Origin of the sequence: Nocardioides sp. BE266, from assembly GCF_031457855.1 — a bacterium.
Taxonomy (GTDB): Bacteria; Actinomycetota; Actinomycetes; order Propionibacteriales; family Nocardioidaceae; genus Nocardioides.
In genome coordinates, this window is the sequence record NZ_JAURTI010000005.1 from 496,176 (window position 1) to 512,606 (window position 16,431).

Sequence of the window (16,431 nt, forward strand, 5' to 3'; positions counted from 1 at the left end):
TGACGTCCGTGTCGTCAGGTCACCGCTCCACCCATCGCCCGGACAGGCCCCGACCTGAGGGGTTTCGGGGCAGGAAGCCGCGAGAGGTCAGCGCTCGCGGCGGTACGCCGGCGCGGCCTCGTTGATCGCGTCGCCCATCCGGTGGATGCGGAGCGCGTTGGTGGAGCCGGGGATGCCGGGCGGGCTGCCCGCGATGATGACCACGAGGTCGCCCTCCCTGACCCGGCCGATGTGGAGCAGCGACTCGTCGACCTGGCGGACCATCTCGTCCGTGTGCTCCACCTCCGCTCCCTGGAAGGTCTCCACGCCCCAGGTCAGCGCGAGCTGCGAGCGGGTGCGCGCCTGCGGCGTGAAGGCGAGGATCGGGATCGGGCCGCGGTAGCGCGAGAGCCGCTTGGCGGAGTCACCGCTCGTCGTGAAGGCGACGACGTACTTCGCACCCACGCTCTCGGCGACCTCGGCCGCGGCCTTGGCGATGATGCCGCCGCGGGTGTGGGGCTGCCAGGTGACGGCGGCCATGTGGCTCAGGCCGTGGTCCTCGGTCGACTCCACGATCCGGGCCATCGTCTCGACGGCGATGATGGGGTACTCCCCCACGCTCGTCTCGCCGGAGAGCATCACGGCGTCGGCGCCGTCGAGCACGGCGTTGGCGACGTCGCTGGCCTCGGCGCGGGTCGGCGCAGGCGCACTGATCATCGACTCCAGCATCTGGGTCGCGACGATCACGGGCTTGGCGTTGCGGCGGGCCTTGTCGATGATCAGCTTCTGGTGGATCGGCACGTCCTCGAGCGGGCACTCCACGCCGAGGTCGCCGCGGGCCACCATGACGCCGTCGAAGGCGTCGACGATCTCGTCGATGTTGGCGATCGCCTGGGGCTTCTCGATCTTGGCGATGACGGGGACGAAGACGCCCTCCTCGCGCATCACCGCGCGCACGTCTTCGGCGTCGGTCGCACTGCGCACGAAGCTCAGTGCGATGAAGTCCACGCCGAGCTTCAGCGCCCAGCGCAGGTCCTCGGTGTCCTTCTCCGACAGCGCGGGCACCGACACCGCCACGCCGGGCAGGTTGATGCCCTTGTTGTTGGACACCTTGCCGGCGACGACCACCTCGGTGATCACGTCCTGGCCCTCGACGGCGACGACCTTGAGCCGCACCTTGCCGTCGTCGATGAGGAGCGGGTCACCGGGGCTCACGTCACCGGGCAGGCCCTTGTAGGTCGTGCCGCACTGCTCGACGTCACCCTCGACGTCGCGCGTGGTGATGGTGAACCGGGCGCCCTTCTTGAGCTTGACCGGTCCGTCGGAGAACGTCTCCAGGCGGATCTTCGGCCCCTGGAGGTCGGCGAAGATGCCGATGGCGTGCCCGGTGTCGTCGGACGCCTGGCGGACCAGGCGGTAGACGGCCTCGTGGTCGGCGTACCGACCGTGGCTCATGTTCAGCCGGGCGACATCCATGCCGGCATCGACGAGGGCCCTGATCCCTTCCGGGGTGTTCACGGCGGGACCGAGGGTGCAGACGATCTTGGCTCTACGCACGTCCTTCACCCTAGCGGGTCTTGGATCGTTCCAACGACCTCATCCGCACATGAGCGGTGCGTGAGACAGGTTTTCTGCTCAAAGAACCTGCCTCACGCACCGCTCGCGTGCCGGACCTCAGACGACGAGCGGGCGCTCGTGCGGCTTGATCGGCGCGGGCAGCGTGGTCGAGCCGGTGAGGTACGCGTCGACGGAGGCCGCCGCGCTGCGCCCCTCGGCGATCGCCCACACGATGAGCGACTGGCCGCGCCCCACGTCGCCGGCGACGTACACGCCGGGGACCGAGGCGGCGTAGGACTCGTCGCGCACGACGTTGCCGCGCTGGTCGAGCTCGACCCCGAGCTGCTCGATCAGGCCGGCCTTCTCGGGACCGACGAAGCCCATCGCGAGCAGCACCAGCTGCGCCGGGATCTCGCGCTCGGTGCCCTCGACGGGCTGGAACTTCGCGTCGACCTCGACCAGCTTGAGCGAGGCGACGTTGCCGTCGGCGTCGCCGACGAACTCCTGCGTCGAGACGGCGTACAGCCGGTCGCCACCCTCCTCGTGGGCCGAGGAGACCTTGAACGTCATGGGGTACGTCGGCCACGGCTGGCTGCTGGGCCGGTCCTCGCCGGGCCGGGGCATGATCTCCAGCTGCGTGATCGACCGCGCGCCCTGGCGGATCGACGTGCCGAGGCAGTCCGCGCCGGTGTCTCCGCCGCCGATGATGACGACGTCCTTGCCGGTCGCCACGATCTGGTCCTGCACCTCTTCGCCGAGCGACGCGCGGTTGGACTGCGGCAGGAACTCCATCGCCTGGTGGATCCCGCCGAGCTCGCGCCCGGTGGCCGGGAGGTCACGCGCGTCCGTGGCGCCCATGGCGAGCACGACGGCGTCGTAGCGGGCCAGCAGCTGCGGACCGGTGAGGTCGCCACCCACGTTGACGCCCGCGCGGAAGACGGTGCCCTCGCGGCGCATCTGGTCCAGGCGCCGGTCGAGGTGCTTCTTCTCCATCTTGAACTCGGGGATGCCGTAGCGCAGCAGCCCGCCGATCTTGTCGGCCCGCTCGTAGACCGCCACGGTGTGGCCGGCACGGGTCAGCTGTTGGGCGGCGGCGAGACCGGCCGGTCCGGAGCCGATGACCGCGACCGTCTTGCCCGAGAGCCACTCCGGCGGCTGCGGCCGGACGTAGCCCGAGCCCCAGGCGCGGTCGATGATCGAGACCTCGACGTTCTTGATGGTCACCGGGTCCTGGTTGATGCCCAGGACACAGGCGGTCTCGCAGGGAGCCGGGCAGAGCCGGCCGGTGAACTCCGGGAAGTTGTTGGTCGCGTGGAGGCGGTCCATCGCGCCGTCCCAGTCGTCACGCCAGACCAGGTCGTTCCACTCCGGGATGATGTTGCCCAGCGGGCAGCCCTGGTGGCAGAACGGGATGCCGCAGTCCATGCAGCGTCCGGCCTGGGTGTTGATGATCGGCAGCAGCGCGCGGCCGATCCCGTCGGGGTAGACCTCGTCCCAGTCCTGCACCCGCTCCGCGACCTCGCGCCGGGACGCGACCTCGCGGCCGTTCTTCAGGAAACCCTTCGGGTCAGCCATGCAGCACCTCCATGATCCGTGCGGCGGCCTCGTCCTCGCTGAGGCCGTCCTCCAGGGCCTCCTCGCGAGCCTCGAGCACGCGCTTGAAGTCGCTGGGCATCACCTCGGTGAAGCGGCCCAGCGCGGTGGTCCAGTCGGCCAGCAGCTCGGCGGCGACCGCCGAGCCGGTCTCCTCGGCGTGCTGCTCGACGAGTGCCTTGAGCTCGTCGGCGGCCTTGCCCTCGACGGGGGCGAGCTCGACGAGCTCGGGGTTGACCCGCGACTCGTCGAGGTCCAGCACGAAGGCGTAGCCGCCGGACATGCCCGCCGCGAAGTTGCGGCCGGTCGGGCCGAGCACGACGACGACGCCGCCGGTCATGTACTCGCAGCCGTGGTCGCCCACGCCCTCCACCACGGCGCTGGCGCCGGAGTTGCGGACGCAGAACCGCTCGCCCACGCGGCCGCTGAGGAAGACCTGGCCCGAGGTGGCGCCGTAGCCGATCGTGTTGCCGGCGATGATCTGCTCCCCGGCCGTGAAGGTCGCCGCCCGGTCGGGGCGTACGACGAGCCTGCCGCCCGAGAGGCCCTTGCCGACGTAGTCGTTGGCGTCTCCCTCGAGTCGCAGCGTGATGCCGCGGGGAAGGAAGGCGCCGAACGACTGGCCGGCCGAGCCGGTCAGCGTGATGTCGATCGTGCCGTCGGGCAGGCCCTCGCCGCGGTAGCGCTTGGTCACCTCGTGGCCGAGCATCGTGCCGACCGTGCGGTTGACGTTGCGCACCGCGACCTGGGCGCGCACCGGCTCACCGGACTCCAGCGCCGGTGCGGCGATGGCGATGAGCTCGTTGTCGAGCGCCTTGTCGAGGCCGTGGTCCTGGCCCTTGGTGTTGCGCAGGTCCTGGTCCTCGAACTGGCCGAACTCACCGTGGCGCGAGGCCTGGTGCAGGATCGGCGCGAGGTCGAGGCCGGAGGCCTTCCAGTGGTCGATCGCCTCGGCGACGTCGAGCGTGCCGACCTGGCCGACGGCCTCCGCGACGCTGCGGAAGCCCAGCTCGGCGAGCAGCTCGCGGACCTCCTGCGCGATGAACTCGAAGAAGTTCACGACGTAGTCGGCCTGGCCGCTGTAGCGCTCGCGCAGGACCGGGTTCTGCGTGGCGACGCCGACCGGGCAGGTGTCGAGGTGGCAGACGCGCATCATGATGCAGCCGCTGACGACCAGCGGCGCGGTCGCGAAGCCGAACTCCTCGGCACCGAGCAGCGCGGCGATGACGACGTCGCGGCCGGTCTTGAGCTGGCCGTCGGCCTGCACCACGATCCGGTCGCGGAGCCCGTTGAGCAGCAGCGTCTGCTGGGTCTCGGCCAGGCCGAGCTCCCACGGACCGCCCGCGTGCTTGAGCGAGGTGAGCGGCGAGGCGCCGGTGCCGCCATCGTGCCCCGACACCAGTACGACGTCCGCGTGGGCCTTGGACACGCCCGCCGCGACCGTGCCGATGCCGACCTCGGAGACGAGCTTCACGTGGATGCGCGCCGACGGGTTGGCGTTCTTCAGGTCGTGGATCAGCTGCGCCAGGTCCTCGATCGAGTAGATGTCGTGGTGCGGCGGCGGGCTGATCAGGCCGACACCCGGCGTGGAGTGCCGGGTCTTGGCCACCCAGGGGTAGACCTTGTGGCCGGGCAGCTGGCCGCCCTCGCCGGGCTTCGCGCCCTGGGCCATCTTGATCTGGATGTCGTCGGCGTTGGTGAGGTACTCCGACGTGACGCCGAACCGGCCCGACGCGACCTGCTTGATCGACGAGCGTCGCTCGGCGTCGTACAGGCGGTCGGGGTCCTCCCCGCCCTCACCGGTGTTGGACTTGCCGCCCAGCCGGTTCATGGCGATCGCCAGCGTCTCGTGGGCTTCCTTGCTGATGGATCCGTAGGACATCGCGCCGGTGGAGAAGCGCTTGACGATCTCGGAGACCGGCTCGACCTCGTCGATGTCGATCGCCGCGCGCTCGCCGTCCTTGAAGGTGAACAGACCGCGCAGGGTCATCAGGCGCTGCGACTGCTCGTTCACCCGGTCGGTGTACTGCTTGAAGATGTCGTAGCTGCCGGTGCGGGTCGAGTGCTGCAGGCGGAACACCGTCTCCGGGTCGAAGAGGTGCGGCTCGCCCTCGCGGCGCCACTGGTACTCGCCGCCGATGGTCAGCTCGCGGTGCGCCGGCGAGATGCCGCCGCGGGGGTAGGCCACCGCGTGGCGGCGCGCGACCTCCTCGGCGATCGTCGCGAGCTCGATGCCGCCGAGCTTCGACGTCGTACCGGTGAAGTAGCGGTCCACGACCGACTGCGAGAGGCCGACGGACTCGAAGATCTTCGCGCCGGTGTAGGACGCGACGGTGGAGACGCCCATCTTGGACATCACCTTGAGCACGCCCTTGCCGAGCGCCTTGATCAGGTTGGCGACGGCCTTCTCCGGGTCGACCTTGACGTAGTAGGCCTCGCGGGCGAGGTCCTCCACCGACTCCATGGCGAGGTAGGGGTTGACCGCGGCCGCGCCGTAGCCGACCAGCAGCGCCACGTGGTGCACCTCGCGCACGTCGCCGGCCTCGACCAGCAGCCCGACCTGGGTGCGGGTCTTCTCGCGGACGAGGTGGTGGTGGATCGCGCCGGTGAGCAGCAGCGACGGGATCGGCGCCAGGTCGGCGGTCGCGTGGCGGTCGGACAGCACGATGATGCGTGCGCCGTCGGCGATCGCGGCGGAGACCTCGGCCGACAGCTCGTCGAGCTTCGCGGCGAGCGCCTCCCCTCCCCCGGCGACGTCGTACAGGCCGCGGACGATGTGGACCTGGAAGCCCGGCATGTCGCCGTTGCGGTTGATGTGGCGGATCTTGGCCAGGTCGTCGTTGGAGAAGACCGGGAACGGCAGCACGACCTGGCGGCACGAGGCCGGGGTGGGCTGCAGCAGGTTGGCCTCTGGACCGATCGAGCCGCTGAGCGAGGTGACGAGCTCCTCGCGGATGGCGTCGAGCGGCGGGTTGGTGACCTGCGCGAACAGCTGCGAGAAGTAGTCGAACAGCAGGCGCGGCTTGTCGCTGAGCGCGGCGATGGGTGTGTCGGTGCCCATGGAGCCGAGCGCCTCGCCGCCGGTGTTGGCCATCGGGCTCAGCAGGACGCGCAGCTCCTCCTCGGTGTAGCCGAAGATCTGCTGGCGCCGCGTCACCGAGGCGTGCGTGTGGACGATGTGCTCGAGGTCGTCGAGGTCGTCGAGGTGGATCAGGCCGGCGTGCAACCACTCGTCGTACGGGTGCTCCGCGGCGAGCTGGCCCTTGATCTCCTCGTCCTCGATGATCCGGTGTTCCTCGGTGTCGACGAGGAACATGCGGCCGGGCTGCAGGCGGCCCTTGCGGACCACGGTGGCCGGGTCGAGGTCGAGCACGCCGACCTCGGAGGCCAGGACGACGAGGCCGTCGTCGGTGACCCAGTAGCGCGAGGGGCGCAGGCCGTTGCGGTCGAGCACCGCGCCGATCTGGGTGCCGTCGGTGAACACCACGCACGCGGGGCCGTCCCACGGCTCCATGAGCGTGGAGTGGAACTCGTAGAACGCGCGGCGCTGCGGGTCGAGGTCGCGGTGGTTCTCCCACGCCTCCGGGATCATCATCAGCACCGCGTGCGGCAGCGAGCGGCCGCCGAGGTGCAGCAGCTCGAGCACCTCGTCGAAGGACGCCGAGTCCGACGCTCCGGGCGTGCAGATCGGGAAGAGCCGCTCGAGGTCGCCGGGGATCAGGTCGCTCTCGAGCAGCGCCTCGCGGGCCCGCATCCAGTTGCGATTGCCCATCACGGTGTTGATCTCGCCGTTGTGTGCGATGAACCGGAACGGGTGGGCCAGCGGCCAGCTCGGGAACGTGTTGGTGGAGAAGCGCGAGTGCACGACCGCCATCGCCGAGGCGATCCGCTCGTCGGTCAGGTCGGGGAAGACCTGGTCGAGCTGGTCGGTGGTGAGCATGCCCTTGTAGGCCAGGGTGCGCGAGGAGAGCGACGGGAAGTAGACGTCGGTCTCGGACTCGGCGCGCTTGCGCAGGCAGAAAGCCATCCGCTCCAGGCCCATGCCGCTGACGCGGGCGCCCTTGCCGGCCACGAACAGCTGGGCGAAGGCGGGCATCACGCTGCGCGCGGTCGCGCCGAGCGTGGAGTCGTCGACGGGAACCTCGCGCCAGCCGAGGACCGCGAGGCCCTCCTCGTCGGCGATCTCCTCGATCCGCTGGCGGGTCTTGGCCACGGTGTCGGCGTCGCCGGGCAGGAACGCCGTGCCGACGGCGTACGACCGGGCCGGCGGCAGCTCGAAGTCGACGACGTCGCGGAGGAACGCGTCGGGCACCTGGAGCAGGATCCCGGCGCCGTCACCGGAGTTCACCTCGGCGCCGGCGGCGCCGCGGTGGTCGAGGTTGCGCAGGGCGGTGAGCGCCTTGGCCACGATGTCGTGGCTGGCCTCACCCGTCAGGGTCGCCACCATGGCGACGCCGCAGGCGTCCTTCTCGTGGCGAGGGTCGTAGAGACCCTGGCTCGGCGGGAATGCGTGCATGGAGGCATTCTCCCGTCGTCATCTCCGCATGCCAGGGGCGTGCAGAGGGGTGGGCGTTACCGCTGGGGACGACGTTGGCCCGAGCGAGACGGAATCTATCACCGGTGACAGGCGCCGTCGCGCGCCGTTTCAGGCCGTGGGATCGGCAGTCTCGCGCTCCTCGGCGTCGTCGGTCTCGGGCTCGCGGGTGCGCACGACCTCCTCGCGCCCCGGGTGCCGCTTCGCGGACCAGACGTAGAACAGCGCCGCGAGGACGAACAGCACGATCGAGGTCCACACGTTGAGCCGCAGCCCGAAGACGTCGTTCATCTGCACGTCGTCGATGCGGAGGTTCTCGATCCAGCCGCGGCCGGCGGTGTAGAGCATCACGTAGAGCGCGAGCACCCGGCCGTGGCCGAGCTTGAACCGGCGGTCCAGCCAGATCAGCAGGGCGAAGGCGGCGAGGTTCCACACGCACTCGTAGAGGAACGCCGGGTGGTACGTCGCCACGTCGAGGTAGCGCGTCTCGCGGTGCGCGACGTCGATCTCCAGGCCCCAGGGGAGGTCGGTCGGGCGACCGTAGAGCTCCTGGTTGAACCAGTTGCCCCAGCGACCCATCGCCTGCGCGACCAGCACGCCGGGCGCGAGCGCGTCGAGCAGTGGCAGCAGCTTGATCCCGCGTGTCCGGGCGTAGATCCACACACCCACCGCGCCCAGCGCGATGGCTCCCCAGATGCCGAGGCCGCCGCGCCAGACGTAGAGCGCGGTGATCGGGTTCTTGCCGTCGCCGAAGTAGAGCTGCCAGTCGGTGATGACGTGGTAGAGCCGGCCACCGACGAGGCCGAACGGGACCGCCCAGATGGCCATGTCGCTGACCTCGCCCGGGAGCCCGCCACGCGCGACCCAGCGCCGCTCCCCGATCCAGATCGCGAGGACGATGCCGATGATGATGCAGAGCGCGTAGCCGCGGATCGGCACCGGACCGAGGTGCCACACGCCCTGGGACGGGCTGGGGATCGACAGCAGGGTCACCAGGGGTGCCGGGAGCGTGAGCATGGTGGTCATCATCCTTGGTCGAGCAAGGCGGTGACGTCGTGGGCCAGCTGCGCCTGGGAGACGTCGTAGTCCCAGAACACCGGAGTCTCGTCGTCGGCGTCGATCGCCAGCACCTGCGTGCCGTGCGTGACGTCGTACCCGCCGCTGGGCAGCTTCTCGCCCTGATCGATCCCGACGGCCATGCTGCGCCCGACCTCGATGATGTCGTCCAGCTTGCCGGTGAGGCCGATGATGCTCGGGTCGAAGGCGTCGACGTACTTCTCGACGACCTTCTCGGTGTCGCGGGCCGGGTCGGTGGTCACGAAGACCACGTCGAGCCGGTCCTTCTGCTCGTCGGTGAGCCGGGTGAGCGTGCCGGCGAGCGTGGCCATCACCTGCCCGCAGATGTCGGGGCAGTTGGTGTAGCCGAAGAAGACCAGCGTGAGGTCCTTGTCGGTGTCCTTCGTGAGGCTGTACGACGCCCCGCTGGTGTCGACGAGCGGGGTCGAGGAGACCTCGAAGGGCGGGTCGAGCTGGGTGCCGGTGAGACCGGCCGGTTCCTCGGAGGCACCACCGCAGGCGGTGACCAGGCCCAGCAGGGAGACGGCCAGCAGGGTGCGGGCTCTACGCACGGCGTACGCCCTCGGCGAGGTCGGCGGTCAGCGCGCGCAGCGCCTCGAGCCCGGCGGCCTCGTCGTCGGGGTGGTCCAGCAGGGCGCGGACGAACGCCGAGCCCACGATGACGCCGTCGGCGTAGCCGGCGACCTCGGCCGCCTGGTCGCCGGTGCTGACGCCGATGCCGACCGCGACCGGGATGTCGCCGGCCGCGCGCACGCGGCCGACCAGCGGCCCGGCGAGGTCGGAGGTGGCCTCGCGGGCACCGGTGACACCCATGACGGCGGCGGCGTAGACGAAGCCGCGGCTCTCGGCGGCGGTCATCGCGACCCGCGCATCGGTGGAGCTCGGTGCGACAAGGAAGACCTTGTCGAGGTCGTGCGCGTCGGCGGCGGCGATCCACTCCGAGCCGTAGTCGGGCGTGATGTCGGGCGTGATGAGCCCCGCTCCCCCGGCCGCGGCCAGGTCGGCGGCGAACCGCTCCACTCCGTAGCGCTCCACGGGGTTCCAGTAGGTCATCACCAGGGTCGGTACGCCGGTCTCGGCGACCGCACGGACGACCTCCAGCACGTCGCGCGTGCGCACGCCGGCGTCGAGCGCCTGCTGTGCGGCGGCCTGGATCGTCGGGCCGTCCATCACCGGGTCGCTGTAGGGCAGCCCGATCTCGATCGCGTCGCAGCCGGCCTCGACCATCGTGTGGAGGGCCTTGATCGACCCCTCGACGCTCGGGAAACCGGCCGGGAGGTAGCCGATGAGCGCAGCCCTGTGCTCGGACCGCGCCTTCTCGAACGCGGCACTCGTCGACGTCACTGCACGGCCTCCTTCGAGGCCTGCTCGAGATCGGTCTCCGGACCGTCCTCGGCATCGCCGAGGCCGAACCACTCGATGGCCGTGCCCATGTCCTTGTCGCCGCGACCGCTCAGGTTCACGATGATCGTCGCGTCGGGGCCCTTCTCCTCGCCGAGGCGCTTGGCGACCTCCAGCGCGCCGGCCACGGCGTGCGCCGACTCGATCGCCGGGATGATGCCCTCGGTGCGGCTCAGCAGCGCCATCGCGTCCATCGCCTCGGCGTCCGTCACCGGGGTGTACGACGCCCGGCCGGACGCCGCGAGCCACGAGTGCTGCGGGCCGACACCGGGGTAGTCGAGGCCCGCCGAGATCGAGTGCGACTCGATGGTCTGGCCGTCCTCGTCCTGCAGGACGTAGGTGCGCGCGCCGTGCAGCACGCCCGCCTCGCCGGCGTGGATGGTCGCCGCGTGCCGACCGGTCTCGACGCCGTCTCCCCCGGGCTCGAAGCCGTGGATCTCGACGCCCTCGTCCTCGAGGAACGCGGTGAACAGGCCGATGGCGTTGGAGCCGCCGCCGACGCACGCCGCGACGGCGTCCGGCAGGACGCCGTACTGGTCGAGGCACTGGGCACGCGCCTCGTCGCCGATGCCGCGGCAGAAGTCGCGCACCATGCTCGGGAACGGGTGCGGGCCGGCGGCCGTGCCGAAGAGGTAGGCGGTGTGGTCGACGCTGGCGACCCAGTCGCGGAGCGCCTCGTTGATGGCGTCCTTCAGCGTCGCGCTGCCGGACTCGACCGGGACGACCTTGGCGCCGAGCAGCTGCATGCGCGCGACGTTGAGCGCCTGGCGACGCGTGTCGACGGCGCCCATGTAGACGGTGCAGTCGAGGTCGAACCACGCGGCCGCGGTGGCGCTGGCGACGCCGTGCTGGCCGGCGCCGGTCTCGGCGATGACGCGGGTCTTGCCCATCCGCTTGGTGAGCAGCGCCTGGCCCATCACGTTGCGGATCTTGTGGGCGCCGGTGTGGTTGAGGTCCTCGCGCTTGAGCAGCACCCGGGCGCCGACCTGCGCCGAGAGCCGCTCGGCGTGGTAGAGCCGGCTCGGCGTGCCGGCGTAGTCACGGAGCACCCGCTCGAACTCGGAGACGAACGCCTCGTCGGCCATCGCGTCCTGCCAGGCCACGGTCAGCTCGTCGAGCGCCGCGACGAGGGCCTCGGGCATGAACCGCCCGCCCCACGTCTCTCCGAAGTAGCCGCGCTCGTCGGCCTCGTAGCGCATCGGACCGCCGGGCATCGTCCGGCTCTCCACCTGGCTCATCGGGCTGTCACTCCTGTCATTGCTCGTACGGCGGCCTCGGGGTCGCCGTCCTTGACCAGCGCCTCGCCGACCAGCACCGCGCCCGCGCCCTCGGACACGAACCGCTGCACGTCGGCGACGCCGGTGATGCCGCTCTCGGCGACCTTGACCACGTCGGCGTGGATCTGGGGGGCGAGGCGGCCGAACACGTCGGCGTCGACCTCGAGGGTCTTGAGGTTGCGGCTGTTGACGCCGATCAGCTCGGCGTCGAGCGCGAGGGCCCGCTCGACCTCGGCCTCGTCGTGGACCTCCACCAGGACGGTGAGGCCCAGCTCGCCCGCCTCGTCGTGGAGGCGGCGCAGGGTGTCGTCGTCGAGGGCGGCGACGATCAGCAGCGCCAGGTCGGCGCCCGCGGCGCGCGCCTCGACGAGCTGGTAGGTCTCGACGATGAAGTCCTTGCGCAGGAGCGGCGTCTCGACGGCCGCCCGCACGGTGCGCAGGTCGGCCAGGCTGCCGCCGAACCGGCGCTCCTCGGTGAGCACGGAGATCGCCGCGGCGCCACCCCGGGCGTAGGCCCGGGCGAGCTCGGCGGGGTCGGGGATGTCGGCGAGCGCACCCTTGCTCGGGCTCTTGCGCTTCACCTCGGCGATGACGCTCGAGCCGCGGGCCCGGAAGTGCGGCATCGGGTCGCGCGGGGCCGGTGCGTCGGCCAGGTGCGCGAGCAGCTCGGACAGCGGCAGGTCGGCCTCGCGGCGGGCGAGGTCCTCCCGCACGCCGGCGACGATGTCGTCGAGAACGGAACCGGTCGCAGGCATGCGCTCAGCCTCTCACCCGGGCGGCAACCGCTCGGACACGCCCAGTGATCGGACGCCGTCAGTGGTCGGACGTGTTGAAGCCCAGCTTGGCCAGCACGAGGAAGAGCGGGAACGCCACGACCGCGACGATGATGCCGATCCACAGCAGGGTCATCTGGGTCGGGGTCTGGAGCAGGGCGACGCTGCCCACGACGAAGCCGAGCATCGCGACCGCCACCGCGGTCCAAGCAGCGGGGGTGTTGCCGTGGCCTGACGCCATCGTGGGTGCTCCTTCGTCGAACCGGATCGTTGCGCGCTGAGTCTAGGCGGTCGGGTCGCGACCCTCGTCGAGGGCCTTCCAGATGTCGATGTTCTCCGTCGGCACCTCGGCCGCGCCGGAGCCGTCGGCCGCAGCCCCGCCCGGGGCGTCGTACCTGCTGCCCATCTCGGGCCACGTCGGGACCAGGCGTACGGCGGCCGCCGTCGATGCGACGCACAGCAGTGCGGCGACCAGCGCGACCGCGTACCAGCCGGTGAAGCTGGTGCTGGCGGTGTCGGTGCCGGAGAGCTCGAGCAGGGCGTCGGCCAGCTTGCCGGGCAGGCTCCAGAAGGCCTCGGCGGTCGCAGCGACGAGTCCCACCGACGCGACGAGGGCGAGGACGGTGACCGCGCGCCGGAAGCCCCCGCGCGTGACCAGCACGACGCCCCAGCCCGCGAGCACGACGAGCGCGAGCGCGAGGGCGAGTGGCGACTCGCTCGCCCCGTTGGCCGAGAGGGTCGACACCATCGCCTGGTTGCCCTGGTCGGCGGTGTCGAAGTCGCCGGAGCTCCCTGTCACCCACGACTTGCTGCCCGCGACCGCAGCGGCGGTCGCCGCCACCAGCCCGAGGAGGACGACCGGGCCGAAGGTGCTCCTCGGTCGGCGCGTGGGCTCAGCCACGGATCCGGTGCACGAGGTCGGCGTCGAAGCAGGTGCGGTCGCCGGTGTGGCAGGCCGCGCCGACCTGCTCGACGACGAAGAGCAGGGTGTCGCCGTCGCAGTCCAGGCGGATCTCCTTGATCCACTGGACGTGGCCGGACGTGTCGCCCTTGACCCAGTACTCGCGGCGTGACCGCGACCAGTACGTCGCCCGGCCGGTGTCGATGGTGCGCGCCAGCGCCTCGTGGTCGACCCACGCCAGCATCAGCACCTCGCCGGAGCCGTGCTGCTGCACGACGACGGGCACGAGGCCCTCCGCGGTGGGGTGGAGCCGGGCGGCGATGGCCGGGTCGAGGCCGGGAGCTGGGTCGGTCACGGTTCCATCGTCTCAGCCTCGCGGGAGGCCCACGTCGCCGCGCACCACTCCGTCACCGGTCCGGGGCTCGGCAGGTCGCGGTCGTCCCAGCGCGAGACGGCCTGCACGTCGCGCGTCGTCGACACCAGGAAGGCCTCGCTGGCCGCCGCTCGGACCTCGGTCAGCGACTCGTCGACCTCGCGGGCTCCGCACCAGTCGATGACGAGCTCGCGGGTCACCCCGGCCAGGCACCCCGAGGCCAGCGTCGGCGTGCGGAGCTCGCCGTCGACGACGTAGAAGACGTTGGACCCCGTGCCCTCACAGAGGTGGCCGGCGGTGTTGGCGAAGATCGCCTCGGTGCCGCCCCGCTCGGCCGCATGGGCGAGCGCGATCACGTTCTCTGCGTACGACGTCGTCTTGAGCCCGGCGGTCGCACCGTTCTCGTTGCGGGTCCACGGGACCGTCACGACGGTGGTCGCTGCGGCCGGGTGCGAGATCGCGCTGTAGGCCACTGCCAGCGTCGGCGGCCCGCCGCCGCGGCCCGAGCCCATCGGGTGGGGCCCGGCGGTCCACGTGATCCGCAGCCGACCCATCCGGTCGCCGGCGGCGCCGTCCGCCAGCACCGCCTCCACCCCCTGCCGTACGACGTCGAGGTCGGGGACCGGCAGCCCGAGGCCGGCGGCCGAGCGCTCGAGGCGGGCCAGGTGGCGGCCGAGCGCGAAGGGCACGCCGTCGATCGTCTTCACGGCCTCGAAGACCCCGTCGCCCACGGTGAAGCCGTGGTCGGTGACCGCGATGGCCCCCTGGGTCGGATCGGCCAGCAGGTCACCGTTGAGCCACGCACGCATGCGCTCACCCTATGCGGGCAGAACACGCAGACCGGCGACCCGATTTGGGAGCCACGCAACCCATGTACTACTGTTCCACTCGCGCTCAGGACGGGAAACCGGCCGGGGTTAGCAGGCGGACATAGCTCAGTTGGTAGAGCGCAACCTTGCCAAGGTTGAGGTCGCGAGTTCGAGTCTCGTTGTCCGCTCGGAAGGTCTCCCCCGTACATTTTCGGAACCTCCACGGTGGGTTGGCCGAGAGGCGAGGCAACGGACTGCAAATCCGTCTACACGGGTTCAAATCCCGTACCCACCTCGCGTCATCACAACTCAACACGGGCGATTGGCGCAGCGGTAGCGCGCTTCCTTGACACGGAAGAGGTCACTGGTTCAAACCCAGTATCGCCCACCACCACAGAAGGCCCCGCCGAAGCGGGGCCTTCTGGCATTTCCAGCTACGTGCTTCCGGCCACTTCTTGTCCAGGTGCTCGATCTTCGCGCCGGGCGCGTCACCGCACGTCGACCGTGGTGCGCGAGACGCCCGGCTGCACGAGGTCGGTCCCGGCGAAGCGGACGACCACGGGCTTGGTGCCCTTCTGGAGGTCGCGCACGACGAGGTGCGCCTTGCCCCCGACGAGCTGGCCCTCGACGATCTTCTTGCCGACCTGGACCGTGATCGTGCCCGTCAGCTTCGGCACTCCCAGCGCCCTGACCTTCACGTCGACGATCGCACGTCCGCGCTTGCCCTCGGGACGGACCTTCAGCTCGGGCACGGTCGTGACGGGGGCCGCCACGGCGACCGTCTCCGTCGTCGGGCGGAAGTGGCGCCGCTCGCGGGTGACCTCGACCGACAGGGTGTGGCCGACGTCGCCCTTGCGGACCGTGTAGATCGGGTTGGTCGCCTTGGCGACCCGTCGACCGTCGCGAAGCCACTGGTAGGTGGTCGTGGCGTCGCCGGGCTTGACGGTGCCGGCCTTCACCTTGAGACGGCTGCCCACCTGCGGCGTGCCCTTGACCCGCGACGGGGTGAGGACCACCACCGGCTTGGCCTGGACGGGCGTCGTCGCCGGCGCGGTCGCCCTCGATTTCTTGTAGCCCTTGGAGCTGGCGATGACGCGGGCGCTGATGCTCTTGCCGATCTGGTCCCGGGTGAGGGTCAGCGTCGAACCGGTGGCCCCGTCGAGCGCGGCGCCGTCGGCGTACCACTGCGTGACCGCCTTGGCGGGCTGCGGCGTCCACGACGGCGTGCTGAGGGACAGGGTGGTGCCGACCTCTGGGGTGCCCTGGATGGCCGGCTGCTGGGTGGGCTGGAAGGTGCCGGGGGCGACAGGTGCGGTCGCCAGCGCCGCCGAGCCCGGGGTGTAGCCGCTCAGCTGCGCCGTCACCTGGGCCGTCAGGGTCTTGCCCTTGACGTCGGGCGTGGGCACGTAGCCGGTCGTCGTGGCGCCCGGGATGGCGACGCCGTCGGCGAGCCACTGCACGCCGATGCTGGTGGGCGCGGGCGTCCACGCCCCGACCGCCACCTCGAGCGGCGAACCGACCGCGGGCGACCCGGCGATGGTGGGCGCCGACGTCGGCTTGACCACGCGGTCGTTGAAGTGGATGAACCCGCTGGGCCAGCCGCCGCCGGTCTTGGTCACGCGGCGCCAGTAGAAGTCACCGCCCCAGTAGTCCTCCGAGACGACGATCTCCGTGTCGGAGATGACCTGCTCGACGTAGGCGACGTGGCCGTTCGAGCCGGCCGGGGTCACGTGGGGCTTGTACCAGGCCACGGAGCCGACGGTCGGGGTCTGGTCGGTGATGCCGGCCATCGCCACGCCCCAGTTCGACGCGTTGCCGTTGCCGCTCCAGGGACGGGTGTTCGGCATGCCCGCCTGGACCAGCCGGTAGGCCACGTAGTTGGTGCAGTTGTGCCCGGAGTACATCTTCCAGTACATCGTCGAGGAGGCCTGCCGGTAGCCGGCGTCGCTGTAGCCCGCGGCCGCGCAGCCCTGGTAGCCCTGGCACAGGTACGTCGACGACGCGAGGCTGAACTGGCTCGCGTTGCCGGGCGTGACGAGCACGACCAGGACGAACGCGCCGGCGAGCAGCTTGGCCGTTCCCAGGACTCGGCGCACGACGTCCCGGAGAATGGTTCCGGGCGTCGAGGCGCTCTGTGACGGGTGTGGCACTTGTGAC

Annotated in this window: 13 protein-coding genes and 3 tRNA genes; 3 read left to right on the plus strand and 13 right to left on the minus strand. The window is 71.1% G+C overall.

Features of this window, described 5'->3' with window-relative positions; translation table 11 throughout:
• Window positions 1-87 precede the first annotated feature (87 nt).
• The 12 genes from pyk to J2X46_RS17830 all read right to left on the minus strand — a co-directional run bounded on the left by pyk (window position 88) and on the right by J2X46_RS17830 (window position 14,274).
• The gene (gene pyk / locus J2X46_RS17775) at window positions 88-1,536 is read right to left on the minus strand and encodes a pyruvate kinase (RefSeq protein WP_310252906.1); all 1,449 of its coding nucleotides are present in this window, start codon (window positions 1,534-1,536) and stop codon (window positions 88-90) included.
• A 117-nt stretch (window positions 1,537-1,653) separates the two neighbouring features.
• The gene (locus J2X46_RS17780; RefSeq protein WP_310252908.1) at window positions 1,654-3,111 is read right to left on the minus strand and encodes a glutamate synthase subunit beta; all 1,458 of its coding nucleotides are present in this window, start codon (window positions 3,109-3,111) and stop codon (window positions 1,654-1,656) included.
• Complete coding sequence (gltB, locus tag J2X46_RS17785) at window positions 3,104-7,645, minus strand: glutamate synthase large subunit (RefSeq protein WP_310252911.1); 4,542 nt, start codon at window positions 7,643-7,645, stop codon at window positions 3,104-3,106. The genes J2X46_RS17780 and gltB overlap by 8 nt, the downstream gene beginning before the upstream one ends.
• Before the next feature lie 129 nt (window positions 7,646-7,774).
• Window positions 7,775-8,689, minus strand: a complete 915-nt coding sequence (lgt, locus tag J2X46_RS17790) for a prolipoprotein diacylglyceryl transferase (RefSeq protein ID WP_310252913.1) — start codon at window positions 8,687-8,689, stop codon at window positions 7,775-7,777.
• Window positions 8,689-9,291 (minus strand): SCO family protein, encoded by a 603-nt coding sequence (locus J2X46_RS17795; protein ID WP_310252915.1) that lies wholly within the window; start codon window positions 9,289-9,291, stop codon window positions 8,689-8,691. The genes lgt and J2X46_RS17795 overlap by 1 nt, the downstream gene beginning before the upstream one ends.
• Window positions 9,284-10,084 (minus strand): tryptophan synthase subunit alpha, encoded by an 801-nt coding sequence (gene trpA / locus J2X46_RS17800; RefSeq protein ID WP_310252917.1) that lies wholly within the window; start codon window positions 10,082-10,084, stop codon window positions 9,284-9,286. Before trpA ends, J2X46_RS17795 begins: the two co-directional genes overlap by 8 nt.
• On the minus strand, window positions 10,081-11,379 hold the full coding sequence (gene trpB, locus J2X46_RS17805; protein WP_397215016.1) for a tryptophan synthase subunit beta: 1,299 nt from the start codon (window positions 11,377-11,379) through the stop codon (window positions 10,081-10,083). Before trpB ends, trpA begins: the two co-directional genes overlap by 4 nt.
• Window positions 11,376-12,173 (minus strand): indole-3-glycerol phosphate synthase TrpC, encoded by a 798-nt coding sequence (trpC, locus tag J2X46_RS17810; RefSeq protein ID WP_310252919.1) that lies wholly within the window; start codon window positions 12,171-12,173, stop codon window positions 11,376-11,378. The genes trpB and trpC overlap by 4 nt, the downstream gene beginning before the upstream one ends.
• Window positions 12,174-12,231: 58 nt before the next feature.
• On the minus strand, window positions 12,232-12,432 hold the full coding sequence (locus J2X46_RS17815; protein WP_310252921.1) for an HGxxPAAW family protein: 201 nt from the start codon (window positions 12,430-12,432) through the stop codon (window positions 12,232-12,234).
• A gap of 42 nt (window positions 12,433-12,474) precedes the next feature.
• Entirely contained in the window at window positions 12,475-13,092 is a 618-nt protein-coding gene (locus tag J2X46_RS17820; RefSeq protein ID WP_310252923.1) for a Trp biosynthesis-associated membrane protein, read from the minus strand.
• Complete coding sequence (gene hisI / locus J2X46_RS17825; RefSeq protein WP_310252925.1) at window positions 13,085-13,447, minus strand: phosphoribosyl-AMP cyclohydrolase; 363 nt, start codon at window positions 13,445-13,447, stop codon at window positions 13,085-13,087. Before hisI ends, J2X46_RS17820 begins: the two co-directional genes overlap by 8 nt.
• Entirely contained in the window at window positions 13,444-14,274 is an 831-nt protein-coding gene (locus J2X46_RS17830) for an aminotransferase class IV (RefSeq protein ID WP_310252927.1), read from the minus strand. The genes hisI and J2X46_RS17830 overlap by 4 nt, the downstream gene beginning before the upstream one ends.
• Before the next feature lie 115 nt (window positions 14,275-14,389).
• Here J2X46_RS17830 and J2X46_RS17835 point away from each other — a divergent pair.
• From J2X46_RS17835 to J2X46_RS17845, 3 genes are all read left to right on the plus strand, one after another.
• A tRNA-Gly gene (locus tag J2X46_RS17835) sits at window positions 14,390-14,462 on the plus strand.
• A gap of 36 nt (window positions 14,463-14,498) precedes the next feature.
• A tRNA-Cys gene (locus J2X46_RS17840) sits at window positions 14,499-14,569 on the plus strand.
• Window positions 14,570-14,590: 21 nt separating this feature from the next.
• Window positions 14,591-14,665 (plus strand) — tRNA-Val (locus J2X46_RS17845).
• A gap of 97 nt (window positions 14,666-14,762) precedes the next feature.
• Here J2X46_RS17845 and J2X46_RS17850 read toward each other — a convergent pair.
• Window positions 14,763-16,370: a CHAP domain-containing protein gene (locus J2X46_RS17850; protein WP_310252929.1), complete on the minus strand. Its 1,608-nt coding sequence runs from the start codon at window positions 16,368-16,370 to the stop codon at window positions 14,763-14,765.
• Between the last annotated feature and the right edge of the window lie 61 nt (window positions 16,371-16,431).

Bases quoted from the DNA above. Each gene is read 5' to 3' on its own strand.
- J2X46_RS17780 (WP_310252908.1), bottom strand. From the start codon at position 3,111: ATGGCTGACCCGAAGGGTTTCCTGAAGAACGGCCGCGAGGTCGCGTCC.
- gltB (WP_310252911.1), bottom strand. From the start codon at position 7,645: ATGCACGCATTCCCGCCGAGCCAGGGTCTCTACGACCCTCGCCACGAG.
- lgt (WP_310252913.1), bottom strand. From the start codon at position 8,689: ATGACCACCATGCTCACGCTCCCGGCACCCCTGGTGACCCTGCTGTCG.
- trpB (WP_397215016.1), bottom strand. From the start codon at position 11,379: ATGAGCCAGGTGGAGAGCCGGACGATGCCCGGCGGTCCGATGCGCTAC.
- trpC (WP_310252919.1), bottom strand. From the start codon at position 12,173: ATGCCTGCGACCGGTTCCGTTCTCGACGACATCGTCGCCGGCGTGCGG.
- J2X46_RS17815 (WP_310252921.1), bottom strand. From the start codon at position 12,432: ATGGCGTCAGGCCACGGCAACACCCCCGCTGCTTGGACCGCGGTGGCG.
- J2X46_RS17830 (WP_310252927.1), bottom strand. From the start codon at position 14,274: ATGCGTGCGTGGCTCAACGGTGACCTGCTGGCCGATCCGACCCAGGGG.